Source organism: Paenibacillus oenotherae (genome assembly GCF_019443105.1).
In the GTDB taxonomy this organism is placed as follows: Bacteria; Bacillota; Bacilli; order Paenibacillales; family Paenibacillaceae; genus Paenibacillus_Z; species Paenibacillus_Z oenotherae.
Map to the genome: position 1 here is coordinate 194,044 of NZ_JAHZIJ010000002.1, position 25,474 is coordinate 219,517.

The following is a 25,474-nucleotide window of genomic DNA, read 5'->3' on the forward strand; positions in this document are numbered from 1 at the left end:
TGAATGTAAGGAGTTATGACCATGACGATGGGAGACCGCTTGAGAGAGCTTCGACTGAGAAAAAACTTTTCTCAAGAGGAAGTATCCAGGCAAATAGGCATTACTCGCTCTGCTTACAGTCACTACGAAATCAATAACCGTCAGCCCGTCTACGAAACGTTGAAGAAGCTGGCCGTCTTATTCAACGTTTCGCTCGATTATATTATCGGCGGCGGCGATCCCCCTGTCACGGATACGCATATATTGCCGGAGACAATTGAGATTATCCGTATTCTCAATAGTATGGACTATGATAAGCGCAAACGATCCATTGAGAAAATGATGGCTGTGCTCAGGCAAGCCGAATAGCTTTTATTGCAGGGATGCAGGCAGCGACAGCCAGATGACAGTCCCTTCTTCGGGCACGCTTTCCGCGCCAATCATTCCGCTGTGCGCTTCAACGATTTCCTTCGCAATGGCAAGCCCCAGTCCACTGCCCCCATCTGCCGAATTTCGCGACATCTCCTTCTTGTAGAAGCGGTCGAAGATGTACGGCAAATGCTCGGCTTCAATGCCGCTGCCCGTATCCTTTACCCTTACGGATACACGGCCGGAGCTGCGCTCGAAGGAGTAGGCCAGTGTTATTTTGCCCCCTTCGCCTGTATGCTTGATCGCATTATAAATAATATTAGCAACCACCTGATCCATACGGAACAAATCAAGCTGAAGCACAATGCGTTCAGGATGAAGCTCCCCCTCATTCCCTCCCCCCTGTATATACTTGCTCTCGAATAGCAGCCCCTTGCCCCGCACATCCATTTCGTATTGTTCACGATGCCGCTCGATCCAATCTTGCAAGTTAACGCCGATATAATGAAACCTTAGTTGCCCGGCCTCCAGCTTCGACAATTCGAATAAGTCACGGATAAGCCGATTTACTCCCCCAACCTTGCCCAGCATCATTCGCACATATTTGCTCCGCTGCTCCTCGGTTGTTACCATCCCGTCCTGCATTGCCTCCAGATAGCCCTGCAGCAGTGTCATCGGCGTTCCCAGATCATGCGATATATTCGTCATTAATTGCCGGCGTGAATTCTCCATCTTCGCCAGCTCCTTATTGGCCTTCTCTAACGTTTCATTAGCTCCTCTCAGCGCTTCCGTACGCTCTTCGATCCGATCCTCCAGATGCGTATTGAGCTCTCTAAGCTCCTTGGATACCTGCTCAACCCGGAACAGAGCGCTCGAGAAGCGTGTCGATATAATAAACGACTGCATGAGAATGAAGAAAAACAAGCCTAGCGGAACAAGCTGCTGATTATAAAAGCCCCATTCATTATAGAACAGAATGTCATTCAATACGGTCAGAACGAAGACAAGCAGCCCTGCCAGTACAAAGGGAGCCCCGTCACGCTTGCGCACCACTGCCTTGATCAGCACAATGAGCGCATAAACCCCCGCTGCCAGCACGAACAACTGATAGATCACCAGCAATCTCGTGAATACGATAGCCGGTACTGCAAGCACAAAAATGGACAGCAGCAGGCCAAATGTTAGGGTCAGCCGTTTGGCCAGCTTGGACATATCAGGCGGGAACAACGTATAGACGTACAAAAATCCTGTCACCGCGCTGAAAGCGAACGATATGTATTCAATCTTGAGCCCGGCTTCCCACGAAATGAATGAGAAGGTCTGCATAAGGTACCCCTCGCCGGTAACACCGATCCGTGCAGCGACCAGCAGGCAAAGCAGGCCGAAATATACGGTAAACTGCTCCCGCCTGCGAAAGGCATATAAGCCGATATGATAAATGCCGATGATGAACAGACTGCCTAGTATAATCATCTCCTGGGCCGTTGTCCGCATCTGCGAACCGACTAGCTCATTGCTGTCGCCCAGCTTGATATCTACCCAAATGCCGCCCTTGCGGTGCTGAAAGTTGGCAACCTGAATAATAATGTCCAGGCGATCCGTCCTCCCGTCGAACGAAATAATACGCGGGAACTGCTCTGCGCTGACAGTCTCCCGGCTCGTCCCCACCTTCCCTACAGAAGCCAACAAATTCCCGTTAATCCATAGCTTGTAGGCACTTGAGATGTTCGGCATACGCAATGCAAGAATGCGGGAAGTCGGTTCAATCCTTACCGAGAGCCGATAAGTGGCATAGCCTTGGCCGTTCTTCACGCCATAGCTGTCCGGATAGCTGTTCCATGATCGCGGAACGATAGCATACCTTTTCTTCACATGCTCAAAGCTGTCTCTGGCGCCTAGAAGCTGGTGGCTATAGAAGGCCCATTCGCCGGACAAAGTCAGTGCTCCGTCATGCTGGAACGACCAGTCGCGAAGATCCAGCTCTCCCTCTGCCGCAGCAGGCTTCATTGGCCCTGATTGCATGACGCAGCCGCTGCACATGGCAAGGATGAGGATGATCATAATGATGAGTGCGATTAGATGGCGAATTGCAATTCCCTCCTATAAAAAACGTCGATTGCCCATCTGTCCCTCCATTGGATATAATAGTTCGAGGAACAAATGTAAAGAATGCCGGAATAGAGAAGCGGCACTTTGCTGCGGTAGGGGGTCAGATGATGAATACGAGTAGAATATTAGTCGTTGACGATGAACCAGACATAATCGAATTGATCTCGCTTTATCTCGAACGCGATGGCTTCGACGTTCATTACACAGATAACGGGGAAGATGCGATTCGGCTTGCTGCGGAATTGAAGCCCGACTTGATTATACTGGATATCCAGCTGAAGAACATCGATGGCATCGAAGTTTGTCAAAATATTCGTGCAAGCTCTGAGGTTCCCATCTTATTCATTAGTTGTAAAAGCGACGATACCGACATTATACACGGTCTGACAGTCGGGGGCGATGATTATATGACCAAGCCCTTCAGTCCGAGTCAGCTCGTCGCCCGTGTGAAAGCTCATCTGCGCAGACAATCGGTGATCGACCAGAGCAAGGCTGCTGTCGAGCTGGAGGAAGTGCTTGTCTTTGACGGCCTCATCATCGACATTCCCGCCCGGTCCGTCCATGTGCGGGACAAGGAGATCGCGTTGTCCACCAAGGAGTTCGATCTGCTTGTGCAGCTGGCTCAAGCACCTAACCGGGCTTTTTCACTGGATGACTTGTATACCGTCGTCTGGGGGCACGAAAGCATGGGCGATACGCGGACACTAATGGTACATATCAGTAATTTGCGCAAAAAAATCGAGGCAGACCCTACGAATCCGCTCTATATCATTACGGTTCGTGGTGTCGGCTATAAATTCTGCTTCAAGGAAGGATCACCTCATGTACATCGCTAATCAATGGAAAGACTACGAATTGCTAGACACCGGCAACGGAGAGAAGCTTGAGCGCTGGGGCTCTTACATATTGAGAAGACCAGACCCGCAGGTCATATGGCCGATAACGAATGAGACCGGCCATTGGAAGACCGCTGACGGCCACTATCACCGGAGCTCCGCCGGAGGAGGCGACTGGCAGTTCCGGACGAAGATGCCGGAGCGCTGGACCGTATCCTACGGTGAACTGAAATTTCATATCCGGCCGACTAACTTTAAGCATACCGGACTATTTCCCGAGCAGGCAGTGAACTGGAGCTGGATGATGGACAAGATCCGCAGCGCCGGTCGGCCGATTCGGGTTTTGAATTTATTCGCCTATACAGGCGGAGCGACCGCGGCCGCTGCTGCTGCGGGCGCTGAAGTATGCCATGTTGATGCAGCGAAGGGCATGGTGCAATGGGCGAAGGAGAATGCCCAATTATCGGGCCTTGAGAATCGGCCGATCCGCTACATCACCGATGATGTCTTCAAATTCGTGCAGCGCGAGCAGCGTCGCGGCCGCCAATATGATGCCATCATTATGGACCCGCCTTCCTACGGCCGCGGCCCTAACGGCGAGATGTGGAAGCTGGAGCAGGATTTATATCCGTTTCTTGAATTTTGCTCCACCATCCTGTCTCCTGACCCGCTCTTCCTGTTAATTAACTCCTATACGACCGGTCTCTCCCCTTCCGTCCTGCACAACTTGCTTCATATGACGGTAGGGCGCAAGTACGGCGGCGAAATTCATTGCGGCGAGATCGGACTTCCGATCACGGCTTCAGGCCTTACATTGCCTTGCGGTATATTGGGTCGCTGGGAGGCTAAGTAGGATGGCGAGTGAAGACCGGTCCCCATCCGCCGGGATAATGCCGATCCTGTATGAGGATAATCATCTCCTTGCCGTTGTGAAGCCGCCGGGAATCCTGTCTCAAGCCGACGATACATTAGAGCCGGACATGGTGACCTTGCTGAAGCAGGATCTGAAGGATCGCTATTCCAAGCCGGGCAATGTATTCGTTGGCCTGGTTCATCGGCTGGACAGGCCTGTCGGCGGAGCTATGCTGTTCGCCAAAACCTCCAAGGCGGCCTCGCGGCTGTCGGAATCGGTTCGCAGCCGCTCCTTCGACAAGCAATATATCGCTGTTGTCCATCATACTCCCGGCAAGCCGCAGGATCGCCTGCGGCATTACCTGCGCAAGGATGCTGCCCGCAATATCGTGACCGTCCACAACAGCCCCGTTGAGGGGGCCAAAGAGGCGGTGCTCGATTATGTCGTTGTAGCCAAGCATCAAAATTGTACCCTCGTCGCAGTCAAGCTGCTGACAGGACGCTCTCATCAGATTCGGGCACAGATGGCCGCAATCGGCTGCCCGCTGGTGCACGACCGCAAATATGGAGCTCCCGCCGTGGATGGAGAGCTGGATATCGCGCTTTGGTCCGCCTCAGTCGGAGTGGCCCATCCCATAACGAAAGAATGGATGACCTTTCAATCCACGCCTCCCCTTGCTTCTCCATGGTCAAGGTTTAGTGGAGACGACTACAGGAATGCACTGCAGTATTGGCCATCCCGAGGCAACAGCTGATGAGAATCCTGCGATTATTAGCGGCAGCCGCAATCCTGATCACTCTGTTAGCCGGATGCATGAACACAGAGCCCTTGAATGCTGAGAGGCAGGGAACGGAAAAACCGGGACTAACAACAGATACGGTAAAACAAGGTCAAGACCAAGAGCAAGGTCAAGAGCAAGGTCAAGAGCAAGACCCTGACGCTGCGGTCGGCGAAGACCCTGTGACCAAGCCGGATACGTCCGAGCCGCCGCTGCAATCCGGCACCTCCGATGCCCTCTGGGTGGCAGTCGGAGACATTATGATGCACATGCCGCAGCTGCCTGCGTATTATGACAAGAGCGCGAAACGATACGACTTCAACCCCTACTTCACAGAGGTCAAGCCTCTGCTGGAGCAGGGAGACTGGTCGCTCGCCAATCTGGAAACACCGATCTCCGGCAAAGAGTTGGGTTATTCGGGCTTTCCCCGTTTCAATGCGCCCAGCGAGCTTGCTGAAGCGCTTAAGTACGCCGGTTTTAACATCGTGACGAACGCGAATAACCACTCCCTCGATCGCGGTGCGGAGGGAATTGCAAGAACACTCCGGCACTTGGAGGAGCAGGGGTTCAGTACGAAAGGGACGGCACGTTCCAAAGCAGAGGCCGAAGCGCTGACGATTATTGAGCGGCAAGGGATAGGGATGGGCCTGCTTGCATACACCTATGGCACGAATGGCATTCCATTGCCAAAGGACAAGCCCTATTCAGTCGCGATCATAGATGAGAAAGCCATTATTCGCGATATCAATCGATTACGGGAGGCGGGGGCTGACTTTATTACCGTCGTACTCCATTTTGGCATAGAATATCAGACCGTTCCGAATGATACGCAGAAACAACTTGCCCGCAAGCTTATAGCGGCAGGTGCCGACATCATTGCCGGAGCCCATCCACACGTCGTTCAGCCGTACGAAACAGTAGATGTGACAGAGGCTGACGGTTCACTGAGACGTGGCCTTATCATTTACTCCATGGGCAACTTCATCTCTAATCAACGGGGGGAAACGAAGGATTGCGGCGTCATCTTCAAGGTCCATATTCATAAAGATCATGCATCCGGCATAACGGCAATCGGCGATATCGAAGCCATACCGACATGGGTTCACCGGGTGAAGAAGAACAAAGCCAATCATTATCAGATAATCCCTATGGAGCAGGCCATCAAGCACGGAACAACAGACGGCCTGTCAGCCGCCGACTATAAAGAAATGAAGCGCAACCTGTCCGTACTCAGCAAGCGTCTCCAATCCATGTCAGCGAAGCCCGTCATGCTCAATGCGGAGGCCCCTGTTGAATGAATTAGAAGGAACAAAGGGCCGCTGCGCAGGGGAATGTTCTTACGATCGCTGTTGTTACCGGAATTCTTGATTTCAGATTGGTCATTGGGGAATTCCGGTAACAAAGGCGAGCGCTCACGCTTCTCCAGAATCATTCCCGCTGCTCCGCTCTTTTGTTCGCTCTCTCATTCAACTCTATATTGAAAAAGAAAAACGTTCCCACAGGGAGTTGTGACCCTGAGGGAACGTTTTTTCTGAGGGAGCTGTCCGAAAACTCCAATATCTAATGGGTCAGTCCCATATGATGCGAAAAGATGCCTCCAAGCCACTAAAAAATGGAACTGGAAGCATCTTTTTCGCCGTATATAGGGAGTTATTGGGAACCTGAAATCATCAAACAACTTTCTGCCCCCGTTCTCCAACTGTTTTGAAGGTAGAGTGACGGAGTAAGAAGCCTGCGAATGTGCAGGAATTTCGGCTACAAGACACCATAATGATACAATTCCTGCGATCATGCATGAATTTGAGCAAAAATCGGCCGTTAAGGAGAAACGAAGGTGAAATACCTGCACTCTGGCAGGCATTTCACCTTCATGGGGCCAGAAACGGGCAAATAAATGCCGTTTCGCATGTTTCGCCTCACTGGCATCTCGTACCTAGCACTTGAAATCTCGCATCACGCATGTCTCGGCGTTTGAACAACGGACCGTACTCTGCAGAGAGTAAGTCAACAGTGCCATGATCGCAGGCATGCCACATCGTACAGCTCTTAAACTGGCAGTTGAGCTGTTCAAGAAGGACATTCTGGACAGCTCCGGATGTATTTTGACTAAGGAAGGTGTGGAGTTGGAGAAGCGGTAGCGTTCGTCTTTGTTCCTGGATTTCAACCGATGGATCGGTAACAATTCAAGAAATCCGGGAACAACAGCGATCGGAGACCCGCACCTTCTGCCCTATGAGTTGGCCACCTTGCCCAGCAAATAAACGAGCAGTTGTTGATTGTGCAGGGAAATACGGTCAAGCGCCTCTGTTATGTACGCATCACGAATTTCCATTCCTCGTGCGGCCTCGGTATTGCCTTTCTCCGTTACAGTGACCCACACGATCCTGCGATCTTGATCATCCCGGCTGCGGGACACCAGACCTCCCCGCTCCATACGATCAAGCAAAGTAGTAATCGCTGCGGGTGTCGTCGATAAATAAGCGAGCAAATCAGAAGGCTTCATTGGCTGATGCTGCAGCAGCAGCTCCAATACGTTCAACTGCCCTTCCGTCAGACCCGGCGCTAAAGCTTCCTCCAAATGCATCTTCCAATCCTTCGTTAGCTTTGACCACAAACGTCCAAATTCAACCGCTACCATAACAAACACCCGCTCCCTGTCAGCTTTTCTCTTATTGTTCATTATACCATTGCGAGATGTCGAATTAAAGATTAATACAGTTAATATTATGCGCTATTAATTGATATAATATCGAACCAATTGACATTGTTAGACATAAACTGTACCTATAGGCTGCTGTACAAGCGCGAAAAAGAAGACGGGAGTGAACGCGATGGAACACCATAAACAGGAGCTGATACAGAAACTTCTAGGTGCCGGTTTAATAAAAGACCCACAGTGGTTGGACCGTCTTGATGAGCCGGCCCCACTGTGGGTTGTACTGGAAATGATGGTTAAGGTGCTGGAGCGGATCGACCCGCCCCATCAGCCGTTTGATTAATAAAAATTAGACGTCCGTTCTCGCAAATACTGCAGCAATAATATCCTTCTTATCGACTGCTGCGATGGACTTGCCCGTTGATTTGCGGTCCTCAATCGGAGCTTTCTCGGTAGATGCAGTCAGATGCGCTCCTGAAGCCGTAATGAACACGAGCTCACGCTCTTCCTTGCAATAAAATGCGCCGATCAGCTTCTCGCCGTTGGAACGGACTCGCTTGCCTTCCTTGAACTCGAAGGTCGCCACGCCCTTGCCGCCTCTGCCCTGTACAGGATATTCAAGCAAGAGCGACCGCTTCGCGTATCCCAGCTCGGTCAGGACAAGCACTTCTCCTTCATCGCCCGATACCCATTCAGCAGCAATGATCTCATCCTCATCCTTCAGCTGAATGCCTCTTACTCCTGCCGCTACACGGCCCATTGCATTCACTTCATTCTCGGCGAAGCGGATGCACATGCCTTGCGAGCTGACCAGAATCAATTCCTTGCTATTGTCACTGATGCCCACCCGTATCACTTCGTCGCCTTCGCCCAGCTTCACAGCAGCAATTGCTGTAGAGCGGGTTGACTTGTATTCCTTCAGCTCCGTCCGCTTGACCTGCCCGCGCCTCGTAACAAATACAATAGAGCGTTCGGCTTCTTCGAAATCCTTGACCGGAATGATGCTGACGATGCTGTCATCCTTAGGTATAGGCACAACATTAACGACAGCCGTCCCCGTGTCCTTCCACTTAAACTCGGGAATGAGATGGACGGGAAGCTGGTAGTATTGGCCTTTGCGCGTGAACAGCAGGAGCTGGTCTATCGTATTAACATCGAGCAGGCTGCGAATGACGTCGCCTTCCTTCACCCCGGCATTGCCAAGCTCGCCTCCGGAACGTGTGAAGGACAGCTTCGATGTCCGTTTGATATACCCGTCATGGCTGAGCGTCACGAATACATCCTCGGCCGGCACAATCACCTCAAGATTGACTTTGAGCTCCTCTACCTCGCCCTGAATATCCGAGCGACGGTCTATCCCATACTTTTCCCGAATTTCAAGCAGCTCTTCCTTTATGACACCGATAAGCTTCTTCCCGCTGTCGAGAATGGAGCGCAAGTAAGCGATCCGCTTCATGACTTCCTTCAATTCCTTCTCAAGCGACGTTATTTCCAAATTCGTGAGACGGTACAGTTGGAGTGTCAATATCGCATCCGCTTGTCGCTCGGAGAAGGTGAATTTCTCGACCAGATTATTCTGGGCATCCTGACGGTTCTTCGAAGCCTTGATCGTCGCAATGATCTCATCCAGCAAGTTGAGCGCTTTGACAAGCCCTTCAACGACGTGGGCACGATCCTCCGCCTTCTCCAGATCGAACTTGGTACGGTAAGTGACGACTTCCCGTTGATGCTCAATATAAGCGGACAGAATGTCCTTCAAGCCGAGCTGCCGGGGGGTTTTGTTGACAATCGCCACCATATTGAAGTTGTAGGTCACCTGAAGGTCTGTCTTCTTGAGCAGATAGGCAAGAATGCCTTGCGCATCAGCGTCCTTCTTCAGTTCTACAACGATGCGCAGCCCATTGCGTCCGCTCTCGTCGCGCACCTCTGCGATTCCTTCGACCCGCTTCTCCAGCCGGATGTTCTCCATTGCAGTTACAAGCCGCGCCTTGACCACCTGATAAGGTATTTCCGTAATGACGATTTGCTGGCGGCCGCCCTTAAGATCATCAATAAATGATTTCGAACGAATATAAATACGGCCTTTGCCGGTCTGATACGCTTCCCGAATGCCTTCCTCACCCATAATAAGGCCGCCAGTCGGGAAGTCCGGTCCTCTTACAATCTTCATCAGATCTTCAAGTGCAAGATCCGGCTTCTCCATTAATGCGATACACGCATCAATGACCTCGCGCAGATTATGGGTCGGAATCTCAGTGGCGAAGCCAGCCGAAATACCGCTAACCCCATTCACGAGAAGATTCGGGTAACGGGCAGGCAGTACAACGGGTTCTTTCGCTGAATTATCGAAATTGTCTTTGAATAAGACCGTTCGTTTCTCAATATCACGCAGCAGCTCCATCGCGATGTTCGATAGCCGCGCCTCTGTGTAACGCATCGCAGCAGCGGGATCATCATCGAGAGAACCCCAGTTGCCGTGACCGTCAACAAGCACATGTCCCATCTTCCATGGCTGCGCCATCCGAACCATTCCTTCATAGATCGAGGAATCACCATGCGGATGGTAGTTACCCATCACGTCACCGACCGTTTTGGCCGATTTGCGATATTGTTTATCAGGCGTGTTGCCTGCATCATACATAGCGTACAAAATACGCCGCTGTACCGGCTTTAATCCGTCACGTACGTCGGGAATGGCACGGTCCTGAATGATGTATTTGGAGTAGCGTCCGAATCGGTCACCAACAACCTCCTCCAGAAACGCCGGCAAAAACTGTTCCAGGATGCTCATACCGCTTATCTCTCCTAAACGTTTTCTGCTTAACTTCGTTGCAATTCCTGCCCGCAAGCAGAACGAATTCTAAAGCATTAACCAAGTTTTCCGCTTCGTCACATCGAAGCCTATCTTATTCCTCATACTCCGTAAAGTCAACGTTTTCGACGATCCATCTTTTGCGCGGATCAACCTTGTCGCCCATAAGAGTCGATACACGGCGCTCAGCCTTGGCCGCATCCTCGATCTGAACCTGAAGCAGTGTTCTTGATTCCGGATTCATCGTAGTCTCCCATAGCTGGTCGGGATTCATCTCGCCCAATCCTTTGTAGCGCTGCAATTCGAATTGCTTGCCGAATTCCTTCAAGTAATTCTGAAGCTGCTCGTCTGTCCATGCGTATCGTACCGTAACGAGCTTGCCGGACTTCCGCGATATCTTATAAAGCGGCGGCTGAGCAATGAATACCCTGCCAGAATCAATCAAAGGCTTCATATACCTGTAGAAGAACGTCAGCAGCAGCACCTGTATGTGCGCACCGTCCGTATCGGCATCCGTCATAATAATAATCTTGCTATAGTTACACGATTCCGCGTCGAATTCCGGACCGATGCCGGCTCCAATTGCTGCGATAATCGCCTTGTATTCATCGTTTTTGAGAATATCAATGAGCTTCGCCTTCTCCGGGTTCATCGGCTTGCCTTTAAGCGGCAAGATCGCTTGATATTTCGAATCCCGGCCTTGCTTGGCCGATCCCCCGGCGGAATCGCCTTCGACGATAAACAGCTCCGTACGTGTAACATCCTTCGATTGTGCAGGCGTCAGCTTGCCGCCCAGATTGGAGCTCTCGCTCTTCTTCTTGCCGCTGCGAATTTCCTCTCTTGCTTTGCGCGCTGCCTCACGCGCTTTGGAGGCCTGAATCGACTTCTTCAGCAGCATTTGCGCTACTTGGGGATTTTCCTCCAGAAAAACCTGCATCTTGTCCGATACAATGGCATCAACTGCACTGCGTGCCGATGCGCTGCCAAGCTGATCCTTCGTCTGGCCGACGAACTCAACCTCTGCCATTTTGATGTTAATGACAGCCATCATGCCTTCACGCAAGTCATTGCCTTCAAGATTCTTCTCTTTCTCTTTCAGAAGCGAGTTTTTACGGGCATAGTCGTTCATAACACGGGTATACGCCGTTCTGAAGCCCGTCTCATGCGTTCCGCCGCCGCGGGTCGGTATGGAATTGACGAAAGACGCCATCGTTTCCGTGTAGCCGTCATTATATTGCAAGGCGACCTCTACTTCAATCTCATCCCGTTCAGCGCTGAAATGAATCACATCATGCAGCACCGTCTTCTCCTCATTCAGGAACTGGACGAATTGACGGGCTCCGCCCTCATAATGAAAGACATCCTGTTTGCCGCTTCGCTCGTCCTTCACCGTAACCTTCAGCCCGGAGTTGAGGAAAGCAATTTCCTGCAGCCGTTCAGAAAGCGTATCGTAATTGATCGCGATATTGCCGTGGAATACACGGGCGTCCGGCTTAAAAGTAACCTTGGTGCCTGTGCGGTTCGTATTGCCTATAACCTCCAACCCGGTTGTTGGTTCGCCGACATGTTCCTTGCCATTACCATCGATCCAGTATTCGAATCGCTGCTTATGTATTTTGCCATCGCGGAAAATCTCCACTTCCAGCCATTCGGACAGGGCATTCGTAACGGAAGCGCCAACGCCGTGAAGACCGCCTGACTTCTTGTATCCCCCGCCGCCAAACTTGCCCCCCGCATGCAGAATCGTAAACACGACCTGCGGTGTCGGAATACCGGTCTTATGAATGCCTGTAGGAATACCGCGTCCATTATCCCGAACCATCACCGAGCCATCATTATGAATAACGACTTCAATGGCAGAGCAGAACTTTGCCAAATGCTCATCGACCGCATTATCGACGATTTCCCAGACGAGATGGTGCAATCCCGAGCTGCTTGTACTGCCAATATACATCCCCGGCCGTTTGCGAACAGCGGTAAGTCCCTCCAGCACTTGAATGTCATCGGCTTCGTAATTGCGATTATTCGCAGTAGAAGACTCCCTCGCAAACAAATCCACTTGCTCAGACATTACAGGTCCTCCTAAAAGTTTTCTGCTTAGCTTCGTGAGTAATCTTCTGTGTGTGAGCAGAAAACTGGCTTCGTAAGCATTCCCTTTGTTTTCTGCTTAAGTTGCGATTTGCTTCAATCTCAATAAGCTTATAGTACTTTATGAGAATGGTAAAGCTCGCAGTGAAGTTGGGGCAGCCTCCCGGAGTATTATGCCGAACTCCGCCAGCTTGCCCCAACCATAGACGTACAGCTCTATTTGCCATCAACAATTACAGTTCTCTTGTCGCTACCCAGCCTATTTTAATTCAAGATGTCCTGTTTCGTAAAGACTCTGAAAGAAACGATCAGCGCACCGACAGCCCAAAGGGCAAGCGTTATGAGCGAGAAGGTTAGCGTCATGCCTTCGATTGGAGGCGGCGAGCCTTGCAAATAATCGGTCAATTGCAGATTGACCGCGAAGACATATTTGGCGCTCTCCCAGGAAGAGGACATACTGGACAAAATCGTGCCTGCAATGACAGCCGCCATCATCGTTACAATGCTTGCAGCCGTACTTCTCACCAGCACCGATACCATCAGTGCCAGCACAGCTACGGTCATGGAGGAGAACCAGATCAGTCCCGATTGCATCAGCATATAGAGCCATTGCGGCACTGCATGCACATAGGTGCTGTCTACCGTAGCGCCATTAATAAGAAACCCGGTGAATATCGGCATATTCCAGCCGCCGTATCCAAAGAATGCGCCTGATATTAAATAGCAGAGTATTCCGCTCGCAATAACGATCAGCGAGACATACAGCGTTAGCGCGACCAGCTTGCTGAACAATATTTTCCACCTTCGCACCGGCCTTGTCAGGAGCATCTTGATTGTACCCGTCGAACGTTCGCCCGATACGAGATCAGATGCAATCGCAAGCACGAGCAGCGGGTAAAACAGAGTAACTGAATTCGACATAAACTCGCGTGTAAAAGTAACGCCATCCGGAGAATTCGGATTTACATTCTGATCCAAATAATATTGCAGCTGCTGGACAGCGATTCGGCGGAATCTCTTCCACTCCTCTGGTATGCGGTCGCTCGAAAGCGCATTTTGCATATCGTTGATCTGCTGAACCAGCTGGTTGCGCCAATCTTTGAAGTTTTTAGCATTGTTTTCCGATATTTTCATCTGGGCATAAGTAAAAATCGGGATAAGCACAAGAAGGACAAGGATGACGACGTAAAATCTTTTTTTCTTCCATATTTTCAATGTCTCATTCTGTATGAGTGGCAGTAATCTATCCAATGCTCTCCCCCTCAGTCATTTTCAAGAATAGCTCCTCTAATGTTGGCGCAATGCGCTGAACGGACAGGACACCTATACCCGCTCTAACCGCTTTCTCAACAACAGATGGAATACGCTCGATCACCATAGTCGTCACGATAGCCCCCTTCAATCCGGCCAAAATCCCCTCATCAATCGCATGCTTGTCGTCACCGATGAATTGGAGCCCGCTCTCACTGGCAAGCAGCTTCCTGCCCGCTTCCGGCTGATCGAATTGCCAGACGACATATTCGCCCGCCTGATTGACCAGTTCATCCACTGTGCCAACTGCGAGCACACGCCCTTGGCTTATTATGGCAACCCTGTCGCACATAAGCTGAATCTCACTGAGCAGATGGCTGGAAATAAACAGGCTCATCCCTTGATTGGCCAGCATGCGCACGAATTCACGCAGCTCCTTGATGCCCTTGGGATCCAGCCCGTTGGTAGGCTCGTCCAGAATGAGCAGCTTGGGACGGCCAAGCAGCGCTTGCGCAATGCCCAGACGCTGCCGCATCCCGAGCGAATACGTCTTCACCTTATCGTGAATCCGCTGCTCCAGGCCGACAATCGCCACAACCTCCTCGATTCGGGCCACATCAATGCCGCGCTGCATGCGGGCAAAATGCTCAAGATTCTCCCACCCCGTCATGTAGCTGTACACCTCGGGATTCTCAACAATACAGCCGACATGCTTCAGCGCTTCCTCAGGATCCTCCTGGATGTTGTCGCCGCATATAAGAACCTTGCCCTGCGTCGGCTTGATCAGCCCTACAAGCATGCGGATGGTCGTCGTTTTGCCGGAGCCGTTCGGCCCGAGAAATCCGAATATTTCCCCTGCCTGCACATCAAAGGAAACGTCGTGGATAATCATCTTGCCGCCGATTTTTTTCTTCATATCTTTGACAGACAGCACGGTTTCTCTATTGGCCGGCAGGCTTGCGGCTTGCTTCTCCTTCAAGGGCGGAACTGAAGTCGTTGTGTTCATCAAGTACAGCCTCCTATTCCAATGACTGAACGATCCGGGCTGCGATCTGCGCATACCCTTCATTGTTCGGATGAAAATGATCCGAGGACAAGTAACGTTCTGTCGATTTTTCAAATAGATCGAATGTCGGCACCATCGTCATATTAGGATAGTTATAAATCATTTCGTAAGCTTGCTGGTTCCACTTCTGAACTTCAAGACTGCCCTCGCGCAAGCCCTTCAGATCATAGAAAGGGTTGTACATCCCCACATATACAATCTGCGCATTGGGGTTGATTTCATTAAGCTCCTTGATTACACGCTCCAGTCTGGCCAAGCCGACCGGAAGCTCCTTCTTCAGCTTCTCCATGTTGAGCTCGCCTGTTGCCTCGCTGGCCGATTGTCCTGTCGCAATCTGGAATAAGTCATTGCCGCCGATCGTAAATACAATAAGATTCGCTTGAGACAGCGAATAACGGATACCTTTTTCTTTGCCCAGATTGTTAGCCAGCTGATCCGCCCGCATCCCGTTCAGAGCCAGATTGTTGTTGAGCCTGACCGGAATGTTGAACTTCTCCTTCAGAAGAGGGATCAACTGCTTCACATAGCCCTCTCCGGTCGCATCTCCTGTGCCTTTCGTCAAGGAATCCCCAATTGCCGTAATGAGAATCTCCTTGCTTTGCCCAAGCTTCGACCTCTCGGGAGGTTTCGCGCTGAGATCCTCGCCCACATACGTTCCCTGCTGAGGCCACAGCATGTCCTTCACCGAATAGCCGAAGCCGAACAGCAGCAGCAAAGTCGATAACAGTGCCGTAATACTGACCGCCTTCCATAACCCGCCAGATGGATTGCTCCGCATTCTTCTTCTCTCTCTCCTTCCACATCGTAATCAATCATGTAAATATTATGTAACGGGGATATCTATTATAAAATAATGGTTTCTCGCAGTATTTGCAAATAAATGGCACATCAAGCATTTTCAGAAAAACCCGAACATCTCACGGTCAGGCTTGCCGCTTGCAGTCCATTAGCAACCTGATACACCTGATACGTCCGGGTCATGTCTCTATTCGTATGCGATGCTTAGCGATTCCGCTCCGCGCCGTGCCAGGTCTCGCGCTTGCTCCGTATCGTCAGCTGTGCTGAGCACAACCGCCATGCGGCGGCCCGGCTTTGTGACCGGCTTGCCGAACAGACGCACCCCCGTATTCGGCAGCGCCAAAGCCGCCTCTACCCCCTCAATGCGGAACGCATCCGCTTCACGGTCGGCTTTCAGCGTATGCGAAGCGCCCGGTGTGAGAAGGCGGATCGTCGGAATCGGAAACCCGAGTATCGCGCGCGCATGAAGAGCGAACTCCGACAAATCTTGCGTAACCATTGTAACCATGCCCGTGTCATGCGGCCTTGGCGATACTTCACTGAACAGCACGCCGTCATTCGTCAGGAACAGCTCCACCCCATAAATGCCGTAGCCGCCCAATTCCTCCGTAATCGTCCGCGCAATGGCTTCCGCTTCTTCGATCTGGCCTTCATTCATGACATGCGGCTGCCAGGATTCAATATAGTCCCCATCCTTCTGAACATGGCCGATAGGCGCACAGAAGGAGGTTCCTGAGACGGAACGGACCGTCAGCAGTGTAATCTCCGATTCAAAATGAACGAAGCCCTCTACGATGACACGCTGCTTCTTCGCACGTCCGCCGTCCATCGCATACTGCCAGCAGCCTTCAATCTCCGCCTCTGAGCGGCAAACGCTCTGTCCTTTGCCGGATGAGCTCATGATCGGCTTGATCACGCAAGGCGTTCCCAGCTGTCGAACAGCCTGCTGCAATTCCTCCAGCGAATCGGCGAATAAGTATGGCGCCGTGGGAAGTCCCAGCGTTTCTGCCGCAAGACGGCGTATTCCTTCCCTGTCCATCGTCAGCCGCGCTGCACGGGCAGTCGGAATAACCCGGAAGCCCTCCTTCTCCAGCTCGACAAGCGCATCAGTCGCTATAGCTTCGATCTCCGGAACGATCAGATCGGGCTTCTCCTTCTCAATCAGCTCACGCAGCGCTGCCGCATCCAGCATATCGATTACATAGGAGCGGTGGGCGACCTGCATCGCCGGAGCCAACGCATAACGATCAACAGCAATCGTCTCCACGCCGAGACGCTGCGCTTCGATAATGACTTCTTTGCCCAGCTCGCCGGAGCCTAGCAGCATAATTTTTCGAGCCTGATTCGATAGTGGTGATCCGTAGGACATATAAGAATTAGAGCCTCCTGGAAACGGTGTATGGCAGGCGGAGATGTTCTCTCCAGCTGACCAGACGATTTCGTTTTTCTTTTTATTGTGGAGGTTCTGAATCGAAAAATCAAGAAAGATGCCGATAAAAATCGAACGCAGCTAAATTGCACAGCAAAAAGAGGCCCGCTGCGGCAAAAGAACAGGGGCCTCTGAACAAATTCAATAATGGCGTGCAGATGAAAGCATTACACTGCGCTGCTTGTGGCAGCAAGGTTAGCGTGCTTGGTTGGTGCTGCCAGAGCTTGCAATACGGCTACAGACTGGTCAACGCCGAATGCAGCTGCTGAAGCTGCGCTACATCGGCATCCCCGCTAAGCGACGCCAGCTTGCCCTCGGCAAAGGCGTTGATATCTTTGCGAAGCTGATCGGCCGAGAGCTGCGCGGTTTCGTTCCACAATTGCTCGTACCGGCTGCTCCATTGCTGCTGTACAGACGCAATCCAGCTTTGAATCGGCTCGGACAGCTCCGCCTCCAGCGCTCCGCGCAGGACAGCCTTGCCATCCCCTTCAAAGAAGTGGCGCGGCGACTTGAACCGGCTCCACAGCCACTTGGCCTCCACGACGCTCGCTTGCCAAGGCTCTGCTTGCTCCGGGGTTGCAATTTCCATTTGGTTATATTCGGAGGGGCTGAAGCCCGAGAGGATCGCCGCAGCCTCTTCCGCTGTGTCGGTGAATCTTTTGGCTGCCAGCCGGTTAACCGCATTGTCCAGCCGAAGCGATGTTGCTTCAAGCTCCTGCGCCAGCTCGATTTGCAGCAGCCGTTGAAGCTCCAGCCATGACGTCCATAGCGCTTTCTTCAGATCCCGCCCGTCATCTTGCAGCGAGGAGGGGTTGAAGGCGAAATTATAATGATCGCCGAAGCGGAACTGCACCCTCTGAATGACATAGAACAGCAGCTCCTTGAGCTCCTGCTCAAGCTGCGGGTTGCCCTGCTGCTGCAGAACATCAGCAAGCCCGCGAGCCCTGTCCCCATCAGCCAGAAGCTTCGTGCGCTCCTCTTCGCGGGTGGCCGCATCGCCAGATGCCGCATCCAGCCACTCCTCAATGGTGCGTCTGGCCCGATCAAGCTCCTGCTCCGCAGATGCAACAGCAAGCCTGCCCAGATCATTGCGCGTAAAATCGATAAACGAAGCTTCAAATGCCGCTATCCCTGATTCCTCAACCATCCCAAGGTCGCCGCCCTGTTTGCCCTCCAGGGCCCCCATGCTCGATACGGCGTACATGCGAGGGAAGCGGATTTCATGCTGCTGCAAATTGCGCTCGACATGCGCCAGAACGCCTTGTTTCTCCTCTTCGCTTGAGGCAAGATCAGCCGCATTGACGATAAAAAACATTTTATCCAGCTCGAATTGATCTTTGACACGGCCAAGCTGCAGAAGAAACTGGCGATCCGCCTGCGAGAACGCATGATTGTAATAAGTAACGAACAAGATCGCGTCCGCATTCTTGATGTAGTTGAAAGCGACGCCTGTATGCCGCGCATTGACGGAATCGGCACCGGGAGTATCGACAAGCACGATGCCCTGCGCCGTCAAAGCATTATGATGATAGAGCTCGATTTCACTGACAAAGCATGAACGGGATTCTTCCGCAACATAGCGGCGGTATTGTGCGCCATCGACATCCAGCTGGCGGCCCAGCAGCGGTTCATGCTCCTGCCAGCCTTTGAGCGCTGCCTTCAGGAAGCTGTAATGAGGCCTTCCTCCTGCATGAACATTGTCCGGCGACAGCTTCTCGATCACATCCAGCAGTCCGTCCTCGCTAATTCGGCTCATATCTTCGCCAAGCAATTGCAGTGAATAGCGCAGGTCATCCAGCATCGCTTCCCGTGACTTCATCCGAACGGTCGCCGTTCCGCTTGGACGGCTGTCAGTGGGCGGTACAATGCGGTTTACAGCCGCTGTTGTCGGGTTGGGCGATACCGGCAGCACCGAATCCCCAAGCAATGCATTGGCAAGCGAGGATTTGCCTGCGCTGAACGCGCCGAACAGGGCGATTGTAAAGCGGCTGCGGCTCAGCCGGTCCGCTTTGTCCCGCATTGCTGTGACGGTCGAGGCAAGCGCCGGATGCGGCGCCAGCAGTTGGGCCGCACGCCTCAGCCGTTCAGCTGCTTCACGCTGCGGCCCCAGTGCGCTGTTCTCGCCCGAGTGGTCAACGACCAGCCCAGCTGGCGGCTGGCTCGTTCGGGCATGCTCTGCGTTTGCTCCGGCACCAGGGAGGGCGGATGTGCCATCCGCCTGCCTCTCCTGCACGGGAGCAGCCTCAGCCGCCGCGCTGCGCTCATGCGCTGCAGCGCCCGCCTCAGCGGCGGCAGCGCTCTCCGCTGCCTGCGGCTGCGGCAGCGCAGGGCGCGGCGGCGCTGGCGGCAGCAGCGCCGCCAGCCGCGCCAAATGCGCGGCCTCGCGCTCCGCCAGCGAGGCCAGCCCCGCCAGCGCCGCCGCTTGCGAGGCAAGCTCGCCCAGCCGCGCGCGCAGTGGCGCAGCGGCAGCTTCGCCGGCCGCTGCAGCCCGCTGCGCAAGCGTGTCGATCCACGACATCGCCCGCTTGCGGTACAGCCCCTTCACATCCGCGGCAAGCTCGCGGCAGTAATTGATCGTATACTCATTGCCGAACACGGCGCCGGCCTTCACGTGCGAGAGAAGAAACTCCGGCTCCATCTCCCAATGGATGTCCGCCTCAAGCTGGCGCTCCAGCGACTCATCGCGCCAGCCGATCGCATCTGCCGCCTTGCGCAGCAGATCATTCAAATGCCATTCGATCCCGGCCTTCACTTGTGCGGCCAGATCGTCACGGAACGCCTCCAGACGCCGCTGCTGCTCCGCAGCAGTCTTGGCGCCCGCAAAGAGCAGCCCCGCCTTAAAGCCAGGCTTGCGGCTCTCCAGAAACGCCTGCGCCAAGTCCCGTGTCGGCGCTGGCGTAATATTCGCGTTGTCGAGCAGGCTTTGCATCTCGACCCGAAGCCGGGTTCGCAAACCGTCCACTTCCGCAAGCCCCGCAGCCAGCTTCTCTTCAATCCCCGCGATCTCCGCTCTGACCTGCTCCGCACCGCCTTCTCCGCCCGCGGCTTCCAGCAGACGCTCGCGTTCCTGCCGGGAAGTATCCTCCATCACTTTGCCATGGGTTCGTATAAGATGCCGTGACGATGCGTCAACACTGCACAGAGCAAGCGGGGTACGCAGCACGGACAGCTTCTCGAGCAGCTCCTCAAACTTCCCCCACTCACTGTAAGGATGATTCGGTTCGCGCAACGACAAATAGACGATCCCGCTTGGCTCCAAATGCCAATTGGCGAACGCCTCTTCAACACTGCGGCGGTACTCGGCAAAGCTGAGCTCACGGTCACGGTGCTTATCAATCTGGTTCACAATCAGATAAAGCGGCTTGCCCCATTCCTTCAATTGCTTCGCAAAGGTGAAATTAATCTCCGATTGCACATGGTTGTAGTCCATCACATAGAAGACGGCATCCGCCATATGAAGAGCTGACTCCGTAGACATCCGGTGCGCATCATCCGTCGAATCGATGCCCGGCGTATCGAGCAGCACCGTATGGTCGCCCAGACGAGGAATCGGGTAGGACAGCGATACAGACAGAACCGTCTCTCCGTCCTTGCAATACTTGTTGATATCCGCAATAGGCACTTCAAGCGTTTGCTCTTCTCCGCCCACCAGCTTCTTTATCGTCGCTTTTGATTCTCCATTCATGATCGATACTACATTCGCGCTTGTCGGGATTGGACTCGAAGGCAGCAATTCCGTACCGCATAGCCGATTGACCAGCGTCGATTTGCCTGCGGAGAAGTGACCGCAGAACGCGACCGTCAATTGGCCTTCCGATAGCTTGCTGCGCAGCTCAAGAAGCCGCTCGGCATTAAGCATGTCCCCGGCGGCTTCCATCATTGTCGCAATCTTGTCAAGCGCGGTATCGAGCGGATGAGCGGTTGTTTCCATCGTGTGGTTCATTTCTCTCTCTCCCTACTCCAAACCGTTATTCCACTTCCAACCCTAAGCGGACTGATCGGAAGGCATGCAAATTTCGAACACTTCGCCATGCTGCAAGATCATAATATTCCGTTCCTTCTCCTTCATCACAACAACCTCAGGCTTCAGACGCATCCGTTCGATATATTGATCCGGCACATCGCCCGCACCGCTTACAGTAACGCCTTCAATAATGATCTCTTCATTCTCTTCTGGCGGAGCTTCCATCACCTGCTCATAGATATCGGAAAACAAAGCAAAGTCCCTGGTGTATACGGAGATGCATTTCATGGTTGGATCATCCTTTACTGTTTAGTTTTTTCTTTATTTCCTTAGCCTGCCGGTTTGTGGCAGGTTTCATGCGCCCCTTGCCCTCTCTGCATAAATCCAGAAGCGGACAAAGAGGACATTGTGGATTTTGCGCTTTGCAATGATATCTTCCGAAGAAAATCAGACGATGATGCGTATCAGTCCACTGCTCTCGGGGAACAAGCTTCATCAGCTTCTTCTCCACCTCAAGCACGCTGTCATCACTTTTTGCAAGTCCAAGCCGTTTGGAGACACGCTCAACATGAGTATCTACTGCTATCGCCGGAACGCCGAAAGCGTTGGATACGACCACATTGGCCGTCTTGCGTCCGACACCGGGCAGCCTCGTCAAATCCTCATGTCTCTGCGGAAGCTCGCCCCCGTATTCATCGATGACCATACGGCACAACTTCTGAATGTTCGCCGCTTTGTTCCTGAATAAACCGATTCTGCGAATGTCCTGCTCAAGCTCACTCAACGGAACAGCCAAATAATCCTCAGGCGACCGGTACTTCTGAAACAAATCGGCAGTCACTTTGTTGACCGTCTCATCCGTGCATTGTGCAGACAGCAGCACAGCGATCGTCAGGTCAAACGGATTGCTATGGTTTAGCTCACAATGAGCATCCGGAAACATCTCTCCGATAACTCGCAAAATATGCTTCGTCTTCTCTTTTGCGTTCAACCATCTCTCTCCCCTATTTGGGCTATCGAATCAAAGTGTAGCGAAAAATGTCACAATGCGCAACAGTAAAAAGGCTGTTCCAGCCAAATAACCGGAACAACCTCGTAAAAATTCGGTAAATTGCTATTTTACAACCTCCAGAAGTGTACCTTTGTACACATAAACGGTAATACTGTCCCCGTCCTTCATTCCGGAAAGGCTGCTTGCTGTTCCACCGCTCGTTACTTTCGTATTATCCGTTACATTAAACTGATAGTTGTTATCCGACACGTTGGCCCGTCTGACAGAGAGAACTTTGCTGGATGCGTCATACTTCCAGAACTTCTTCGCCTGTCCGCTAATAACCGTAATGACGACAGCATCCTTCGCATCATTGCGCACTTCTATCCGGTCGCCGATCTTCAAGACCGATGCCGAACCGCCCGTTGCGCCATCCTTGATGACCGAATAAGAGGCTCCGAGCGGCACCGTCAAGGACGAGCCGTTGTAGTCGGTCACCACGATTTTGTCCGCTGCAAGAGAGGTCAGCGTCCCTATGGAAACGGCAACGGTTTTGAGCGATGACAATGTTTTGCCAACGTATGCGGCGTTGACAATTTGTCCGGCCGACAGGTTGTTGATTGTAATCTTCTCTCCGCGTTCATTGAACAGATCAACAGAGGTGACGAGCACTTCAGTTGTCACTTGATCCGAGCCTTTCAGCTTGACTTTTTTTGCAGCGGCATCGACGCCAGTCACTTCATACTGCGAGTAGGTGTGCACCAGAATAGACGAGGTCTTATCCTGATTCGCATTCAGCAGCGCCGTAACCGTATCGCCGGACTTGACATCAGCTAATGCAGCCGTTGTCTTGCCTGCGATCTCGACATTCATAAAGCTCTCCAGCCCAAGCGTTACCGGAGTTCCATTGACAGCCATCGTAATTTGACTGCTGGTCGTATTGATCGTTGACACTGTACCCGTATATCGGTATACAAATTGCAGCAGCACTGCTTTGTCATCTGTGTAACCGAGCGTCAGCTTCCGATTCTTTGTCAGCATAGTGCCAATCGAATCCACTGTCATCGTGTTGCCGTTGAACTCGATCTTGGTCTTGTCGCTCAGATAGACCGGAATAGGCTTCTTAAGATTGTTCGTCACGACAAGCAGCTTAAGATCCGCGTCATAGCTGACGACAACCGCTCCGTTAATGATCTCAACCTTGCGGCTGATCACTTTAATAGCGCTAACCTGATCACGGTCATTCAGCGTCAACTCAAGCTGATCGCCCTTCACCAGATCGGCAATGGTCGCATTCGTCAGGCCTGCGATCGTTACTTCAATGGAATCCGCGATAAATTTGGCCTCCAGCGCTTCCTGCGCTGTTCCTTGGCTCTTCACGAATTGAATTGTCTTGCTGTCCGAGCTTGCGGAATAGAAATGGCCCTGCGCCGACTTGGCAGTCGTCTGCTGAATCGCAATGCGGGTAACGACACTATCCTTCATCTCGTAAGCGATCGTATCTCCCTGGCGCACTTGCGTGATGCCGCCCTGCAGAATGGAACCCTGCCAGATGATATCAGCGTTAGCCGATACATTCAGCGTCTCTGCCTTGTTATACACGGAATCAACTACAGTTAACGCCGGAGGGCTGGCCTGAACGGACTGCACCTTGCCGCTCCCTGATTTGTTGACAGGCGCCGACTGAACCGTTATCGATGCCGCCAAAGGCTTGGCACGATACTTGTCGCGGGTAATTTCGATCTTGCTGTCCTTCGTTAACGCAGATACTGCGATTGCCGTGCCAGAGGCATCCTTCACAACAAGTGTGTTGTCATAGACAATCTCCACCGGCTTATTATCCACCCATACATACATAATGTGCTCGTTAGGCAGCAGACGATCGAAGGTTGCAGCGAATTTCTCGATTTGCACATCATTATCCAGCTGCTCCACATAGAGCACTGCAGCTCCATCGGCAATAATCATCACATTGGTATGGGGATTGAGATCGGCCAAAGAGACTGCCTTCTCGGAATCATGACGGTAGATCCGGGTATCGGAAGTAATTCCGAACGTCGATTCGCCATTTCCCCTGTACAGAGTAAGCGAGCTGCCGCTCAGAGCAGATGCAATTCCACTTTGCTGCCCGATGTAATCGACCTCGAACTGCCCTTCTGCACGGCTGAACATCGTTGCGAGCGCAGCTCTCGTAATAGAGCCTTTAGGATCGAACTTGTCCGCAGTAATGCCTTTGACAAGCTGGAGTGAAACCGCCGCATTGACATACCCCTGGTAGGCTGCGGCCACTTGCTTGGCATCACTGAACGCAACTGGAGACGTTGCAAGTGAATCCGCCATTTTCTTCTGCCCAATCGCCCGAATCATAAGCTTCGTAATCCATTCCCTGGACGCCTTGCGAGCGCCCCATTCAATCTTGGTATCCGCTTCGGCAATCTTGTATTCTTCGGCTTCATCGAGCAGTCCATGCTGGAATGCATATGCGATATAAGGCTTAAAGAAATTGCCCACTTTAAAATGCTCATTGCCGACAAACAGGCTGTCTTGCTGAACCTCGCTCTTCTTGCCCATGAAGCGGATCGCCATCACGACCGCTTCCTGCTGGGATACATTGTCTCCCGGCTTGAAGGTACCGTCAGTACCGCCCTCAATAATGCCTTGAAGAGCCAGCTTCGTAATATGCTTGTCTGCCCAGTGCGTTACCGGCACATCCGAGAAGCGGCCTTTTGACGCTGCCGACACCTCGCTGCTCCCTGTAAAGAGGAACATTCCCGATAATAGAGAGAATACGATCATTGTTGTGATCAATTTGAACCATTTCTGCTGCTGTGGCATGGATGAGGCTCCTCCTTTATTTTTTGTATGGATGCTCTAATATATCGTGGCCCATCAAGCTTTCGATTTGCTTGCCGTCTACCAGAATATCCAGTGAATTGAATGCATCGAACTGGAAAAATGTTTTCTGGATCGCTTCAATCGCCAGCACCTCGCCCGGAGCACCCAGACGCGCTTCATCGGGGATATGGATGTCCAATATGACAGCTCCGCCATCCTCTACTTTCGCGCTCAACAACTCAATGCCTTTCCACAGCGATACTTCGCCGCCGGCTCCATCCTTCTGCAGCGCCAGAAAAACGGCTTCGGCCCGTTTACTATCATCCTCGTATTGGATTTCCACAGTCTGCTCGCCAAGCTCGATAAGCTCGTTATCAGGATAATAGACTTTAATCTTCTCCGTCTTTGCCTCAGGCTTCTCAGGCTCTACTGGTTCATTGTCCGTGACTGGAGGCTGCTCTGTCGGTGTGCTTCCCCCTGCACTTACTTCTGCATTCTTGTTTGTATTCTCTTCTTTATTAGTTCCGCAAGCAGCCAGCATAGCGACAATAACGACGAGAAGACCAAGAAGCAATAAACGTTTGATCGATGAATGTTTCATTGACACCCTCCTAAGAAGTTTTCTGCCGTTTCTTCTTCACTCAGATTCAGCAAGCGCAG

The 25,474-nt window shown here is 52.4% G+C and carries 19 protein-coding genes; 6 read left to right on the plus strand and 13 right to left on the minus strand.

Features of this window, described 5'->3' with window-relative positions; all coding sequences use genetic code 11:
- The first annotated feature begins 21 nt into the window (after positions 1–21).
- Positions 22–348 (plus strand): helix-turn-helix domain-containing protein, encoded by a 327-nt coding sequence (locus K0T92_RS05095; protein WP_219871356.1) that lies wholly within the window; start codon positions 22–24, stop codon positions 346–348.
- A 3-nt stretch (positions 349–351) separates the two neighbouring features.
- Here the strand turns inward: K0T92_RS05095 and K0T92_RS05100 are convergent, their stop codons facing one another.
- Positions 352–2,370, minus strand: a complete 2,019-nt coding sequence (locus K0T92_RS05100; RefSeq protein ID WP_219871357.1) for a sensor histidine kinase — start codon at positions 2,368–2,370, stop codon at positions 352–354.
- A 194-nt stretch (positions 2,371–2,564) separates the two neighbouring features.
- Between K0T92_RS05100 and K0T92_RS05105 the strand changes: the two genes are divergently transcribed.
- The 4 genes from K0T92_RS05105 to K0T92_RS05120 are packed head-to-tail and all read left to right on the plus strand — an operon-like array spanning position 2,565 to position 6,222.
- Positions 2,565–3,293, plus strand: a complete 729-nt coding sequence (locus K0T92_RS05105) for a response regulator transcription factor (RefSeq protein WP_219871565.1) — start codon at positions 2,565–2,567, stop codon at positions 3,291–3,293.
- Complete coding sequence (locus tag K0T92_RS05110; RefSeq protein ID WP_219871358.1) at positions 3,280–4,146, plus strand: class I SAM-dependent methyltransferase; 867 nt, start codon at positions 3,280–3,282, stop codon at positions 4,144–4,146. The genes K0T92_RS05105 and K0T92_RS05110 overlap by 14 nt, the downstream gene beginning before the upstream one ends.
- 1 nt (position 4,147) lies before the next feature.
- Positions 4,148–4,900, plus strand: coding sequence for an RluA family pseudouridine synthase (locus tag K0T92_RS05115; protein WP_219871359.1), 753 nt, complete (start codon positions 4,148–4,150; stop codon positions 4,898–4,900).
- Positions 4,900–6,222, plus strand: a complete 1,323-nt coding sequence (locus K0T92_RS05120; protein ID WP_246627895.1) for a CapA family protein — start codon at positions 4,900–4,902, stop codon at positions 6,220–6,222. The genes K0T92_RS05115 and K0T92_RS05120 overlap by 1 nt, the downstream gene beginning before the upstream one ends.
- Before the next feature lie 932 nt (positions 6,223–7,154).
- Here K0T92_RS05120 and K0T92_RS05125 read toward each other — a convergent pair.
- On the minus strand, positions 7,155–7,562 hold the full coding sequence (locus K0T92_RS05125) for a MarR family winged helix-turn-helix transcriptional regulator (protein WP_219871567.1): 408 nt from the start codon (positions 7,560–7,562) through the stop codon (positions 7,155–7,157).
- Between the two features lie 193 nt (positions 7,563–7,755).
- Here K0T92_RS05125 and K0T92_RS05130 point away from each other — a divergent pair, with 193 nt between their 5' ends.
- Positions 7,756–7,923 carry a hypothetical protein gene (locus K0T92_RS05130; RefSeq protein WP_219871360.1) on the plus strand — a complete coding sequence of 56 codons (168 nt, stop codon included), beginning with the start codon at positions 7,756–7,758 and terminating at the stop codon, positions 7,921–7,923.
- 6 nt (positions 7,924–7,929) lie between these two features.
- Here K0T92_RS05130 and gyrA read toward each other — a convergent pair whose 3' ends face one another.
- The 11 genes from gyrA to K0T92_RS05185 all read right to left on the minus strand — a co-directional run bounded on the left by gyrA (position 7,930) and on the right by K0T92_RS05185 (position 25,415).
- A complete protein-coding gene (gene gyrA / locus K0T92_RS05135) occupies positions 7,930–10,371 on the minus strand; it encodes a DNA gyrase subunit A (protein WP_219871361.1) in 2,442 nt (813 codons plus the stop codon).
- A gap of 115 nt (positions 10,372–10,486) precedes the next feature.
- On the minus strand, positions 10,487–12,463 hold the full coding sequence (gene parE / locus K0T92_RS05140; RefSeq protein WP_219871362.1) for a DNA topoisomerase IV subunit B: 1,977 nt from the start codon (positions 12,461–12,463) through the stop codon (positions 10,487–10,489).
- A gap of 281 nt (positions 12,464–12,744) precedes the next feature.
- Positions 12,745–13,731 (minus strand): ABC transporter permease, encoded by a 987-nt coding sequence (locus K0T92_RS05145; protein WP_219871363.1) that lies wholly within the window; start codon positions 13,729–13,731, stop codon positions 12,745–12,747.
- Positions 13,724–14,737, minus strand: coding sequence for an ABC transporter ATP-binding protein (locus K0T92_RS05150; protein WP_425517619.1), 1,014 nt, complete (start codon positions 14,735–14,737; stop codon positions 13,724–13,726). The genes K0T92_RS05145 and K0T92_RS05150 overlap by 8 nt, the downstream gene beginning before the upstream one ends.
- 13 nt (positions 14,738–14,750) lie before the next feature.
- A complete protein-coding gene (locus tag K0T92_RS05155) occupies positions 14,751–15,575 on the minus strand; it encodes a GDSL-type esterase/lipase family protein (RefSeq protein WP_219871365.1) in 825 nt (274 codons plus the stop codon).
- Between the two features lie 207 nt (positions 15,576–15,782).
- Positions 15,783–16,964: a formate-dependent phosphoribosylglycinamide formyltransferase gene (gene purT, locus K0T92_RS05160; RefSeq protein ID WP_219871366.1), complete on the minus strand. Its 1,182-nt coding sequence runs from the start codon at positions 16,962–16,964 to the stop codon at positions 15,783–15,785.
- A 295-nt stretch (positions 16,965–17,259) separates the two neighbouring features.
- On the minus strand, positions 17,260–20,967 hold the full coding sequence (locus K0T92_RS05165; protein WP_219871367.1) for a dynamin family protein: 3,708 nt from the start codon (positions 20,965–20,967) through the stop codon (positions 17,260–17,262).
- Positions 20,968–21,009: 42 nt separating this feature from the next.
- Complete coding sequence (locus tag K0T92_RS05170; protein ID WP_219871368.1) at positions 21,010–21,276, minus strand: NAD/NADP transhydrogenase alpha subunit; 267 nt, start codon at positions 21,274–21,276, stop codon at positions 21,010–21,012.
- Between the two features lie 7 nt (positions 21,277–21,283).
- Positions 21,284–21,979, minus strand: coding sequence for an endonuclease III (gene nth / locus K0T92_RS05175; RefSeq protein ID WP_219871369.1), 696 nt, complete (start codon positions 21,977–21,979; stop codon positions 21,284–21,286).
- A gap of 123 nt (positions 21,980–22,102) precedes the next feature.
- Positions 22,103–24,814 (minus strand): S-layer homology domain-containing protein, encoded by a 2,712-nt coding sequence (locus K0T92_RS05180; RefSeq protein ID WP_219871370.1) that lies wholly within the window; start codon positions 24,812–24,814, stop codon positions 22,103–22,105.
- Between the two features lie 16 nt (positions 24,815–24,830).
- Positions 24,831–25,415 carry a GerMN domain-containing protein gene (locus K0T92_RS05185; RefSeq protein ID WP_219871371.1) on the minus strand — a complete coding sequence of 195 codons (585 nt, stop codon included), beginning with the start codon at positions 25,413–25,415 and terminating at the stop codon, positions 24,831–24,833.
- Positions 25,416–25,474 lie beyond the last annotated feature (59 nt).

Coding starts and splice junctions, on each gene's coding strand:
- K0T92_RS05170 (WP_219871368.1), bottom strand. CDS start 21,276: ATGAAATGCATCTCCGTATACACCAGGGACTTTGCTTTGTTTTCCGAT.
- gyrA (WP_219871361.1), bottom strand. CDS start 10,371: ATGAGCATCCTGGAACAGTTTTTGCCGGCGTTTCTGGAGGAGGTTGTT.
- K0T92_RS05185 (WP_219871371.1), bottom strand. CDS start 25,415: ATGAAACATTCATCGATCAAACGTTTATTGCTTCTTGGTCTTCTCGTC.
- K0T92_RS05125 (WP_219871567.1), bottom strand. CDS start 7,562: ATGGTAGCGGTTGAATTTGGACGTTTGTGGTCAAAGCTAACGAAGGAT.
- K0T92_RS05105 (WP_219871565.1), top strand. CDS start 2,565: ATGAATACGAGTAGAATATTAGTCGTTGACGATGAACCAGACATAATC.
- K0T92_RS05165 (WP_219871367.1), bottom strand. CDS start 20,967: ATGAACCACACGATGGAAACAACCGCTCATCCGCTCGATACCGCGCTT.
- purT (WP_219871366.1), bottom strand. CDS start 16,964: ATGTCCTACGGATCACCACTATCGAATCAGGCTCGAAAAATTATGCTG.
- K0T92_RS05095 (WP_219871356.1), top strand. CDS start 22: ATGACGATGGGAGACCGCTTGAGAGAGCTTCGACTGAGAAAAAACTTT.
- K0T92_RS05120 (WP_246627895.1), top strand. CDS start 4,900: ATGAGAATCCTGCGATTATTAGCGGCAGCCGCAATCCTGATCACTCTG.
- K0T92_RS05150 (WP_425517619.1), bottom strand. CDS start 14,737: ATGAACACAACGACTTCAGTTCCGCCCTTGAAGGAGAAGCAAGCCGCA.
- K0T92_RS05100 (WP_219871357.1), bottom strand. CDS start 2,370: ATGCAATCAGGGCCAATGAAGCCTGCTGCGGCAGAGGGAGAGCTGGAT.
- parE (WP_219871362.1), bottom strand. CDS start 12,463: ATGTCTGAGCAAGTGGATTTGTTTGCGAGGGAGTCTTCTACTGCGAAT.
- K0T92_RS05155 (WP_219871365.1), bottom strand. CDS start 15,575: ATGCGGAGCAATCCATCTGGCGGGTTATGGAAGGCGGTCAGTATTACG.
- K0T92_RS05130 (WP_219871360.1), top strand. CDS start 7,756: ATGGAACACCATAAACAGGAGCTGATACAGAAACTTCTAGGTGCCGGT.
- K0T92_RS05110 (WP_219871358.1), top strand. CDS start 3,280: ATGTACATCGCTAATCAATGGAAAGACTACGAATTGCTAGACACCGGC.
- K0T92_RS05180 (WP_219871370.1), bottom strand. CDS start 24,814: ATGCCACAGCAGCAGAAATGGTTCAAATTGATCACAACAATGATCGTA.
- K0T92_RS05115 (WP_219871359.1), top strand. CDS start 4,148: ATGGCGAGTGAAGACCGGTCCCCATCCGCCGGGATAATGCCGATCCTG.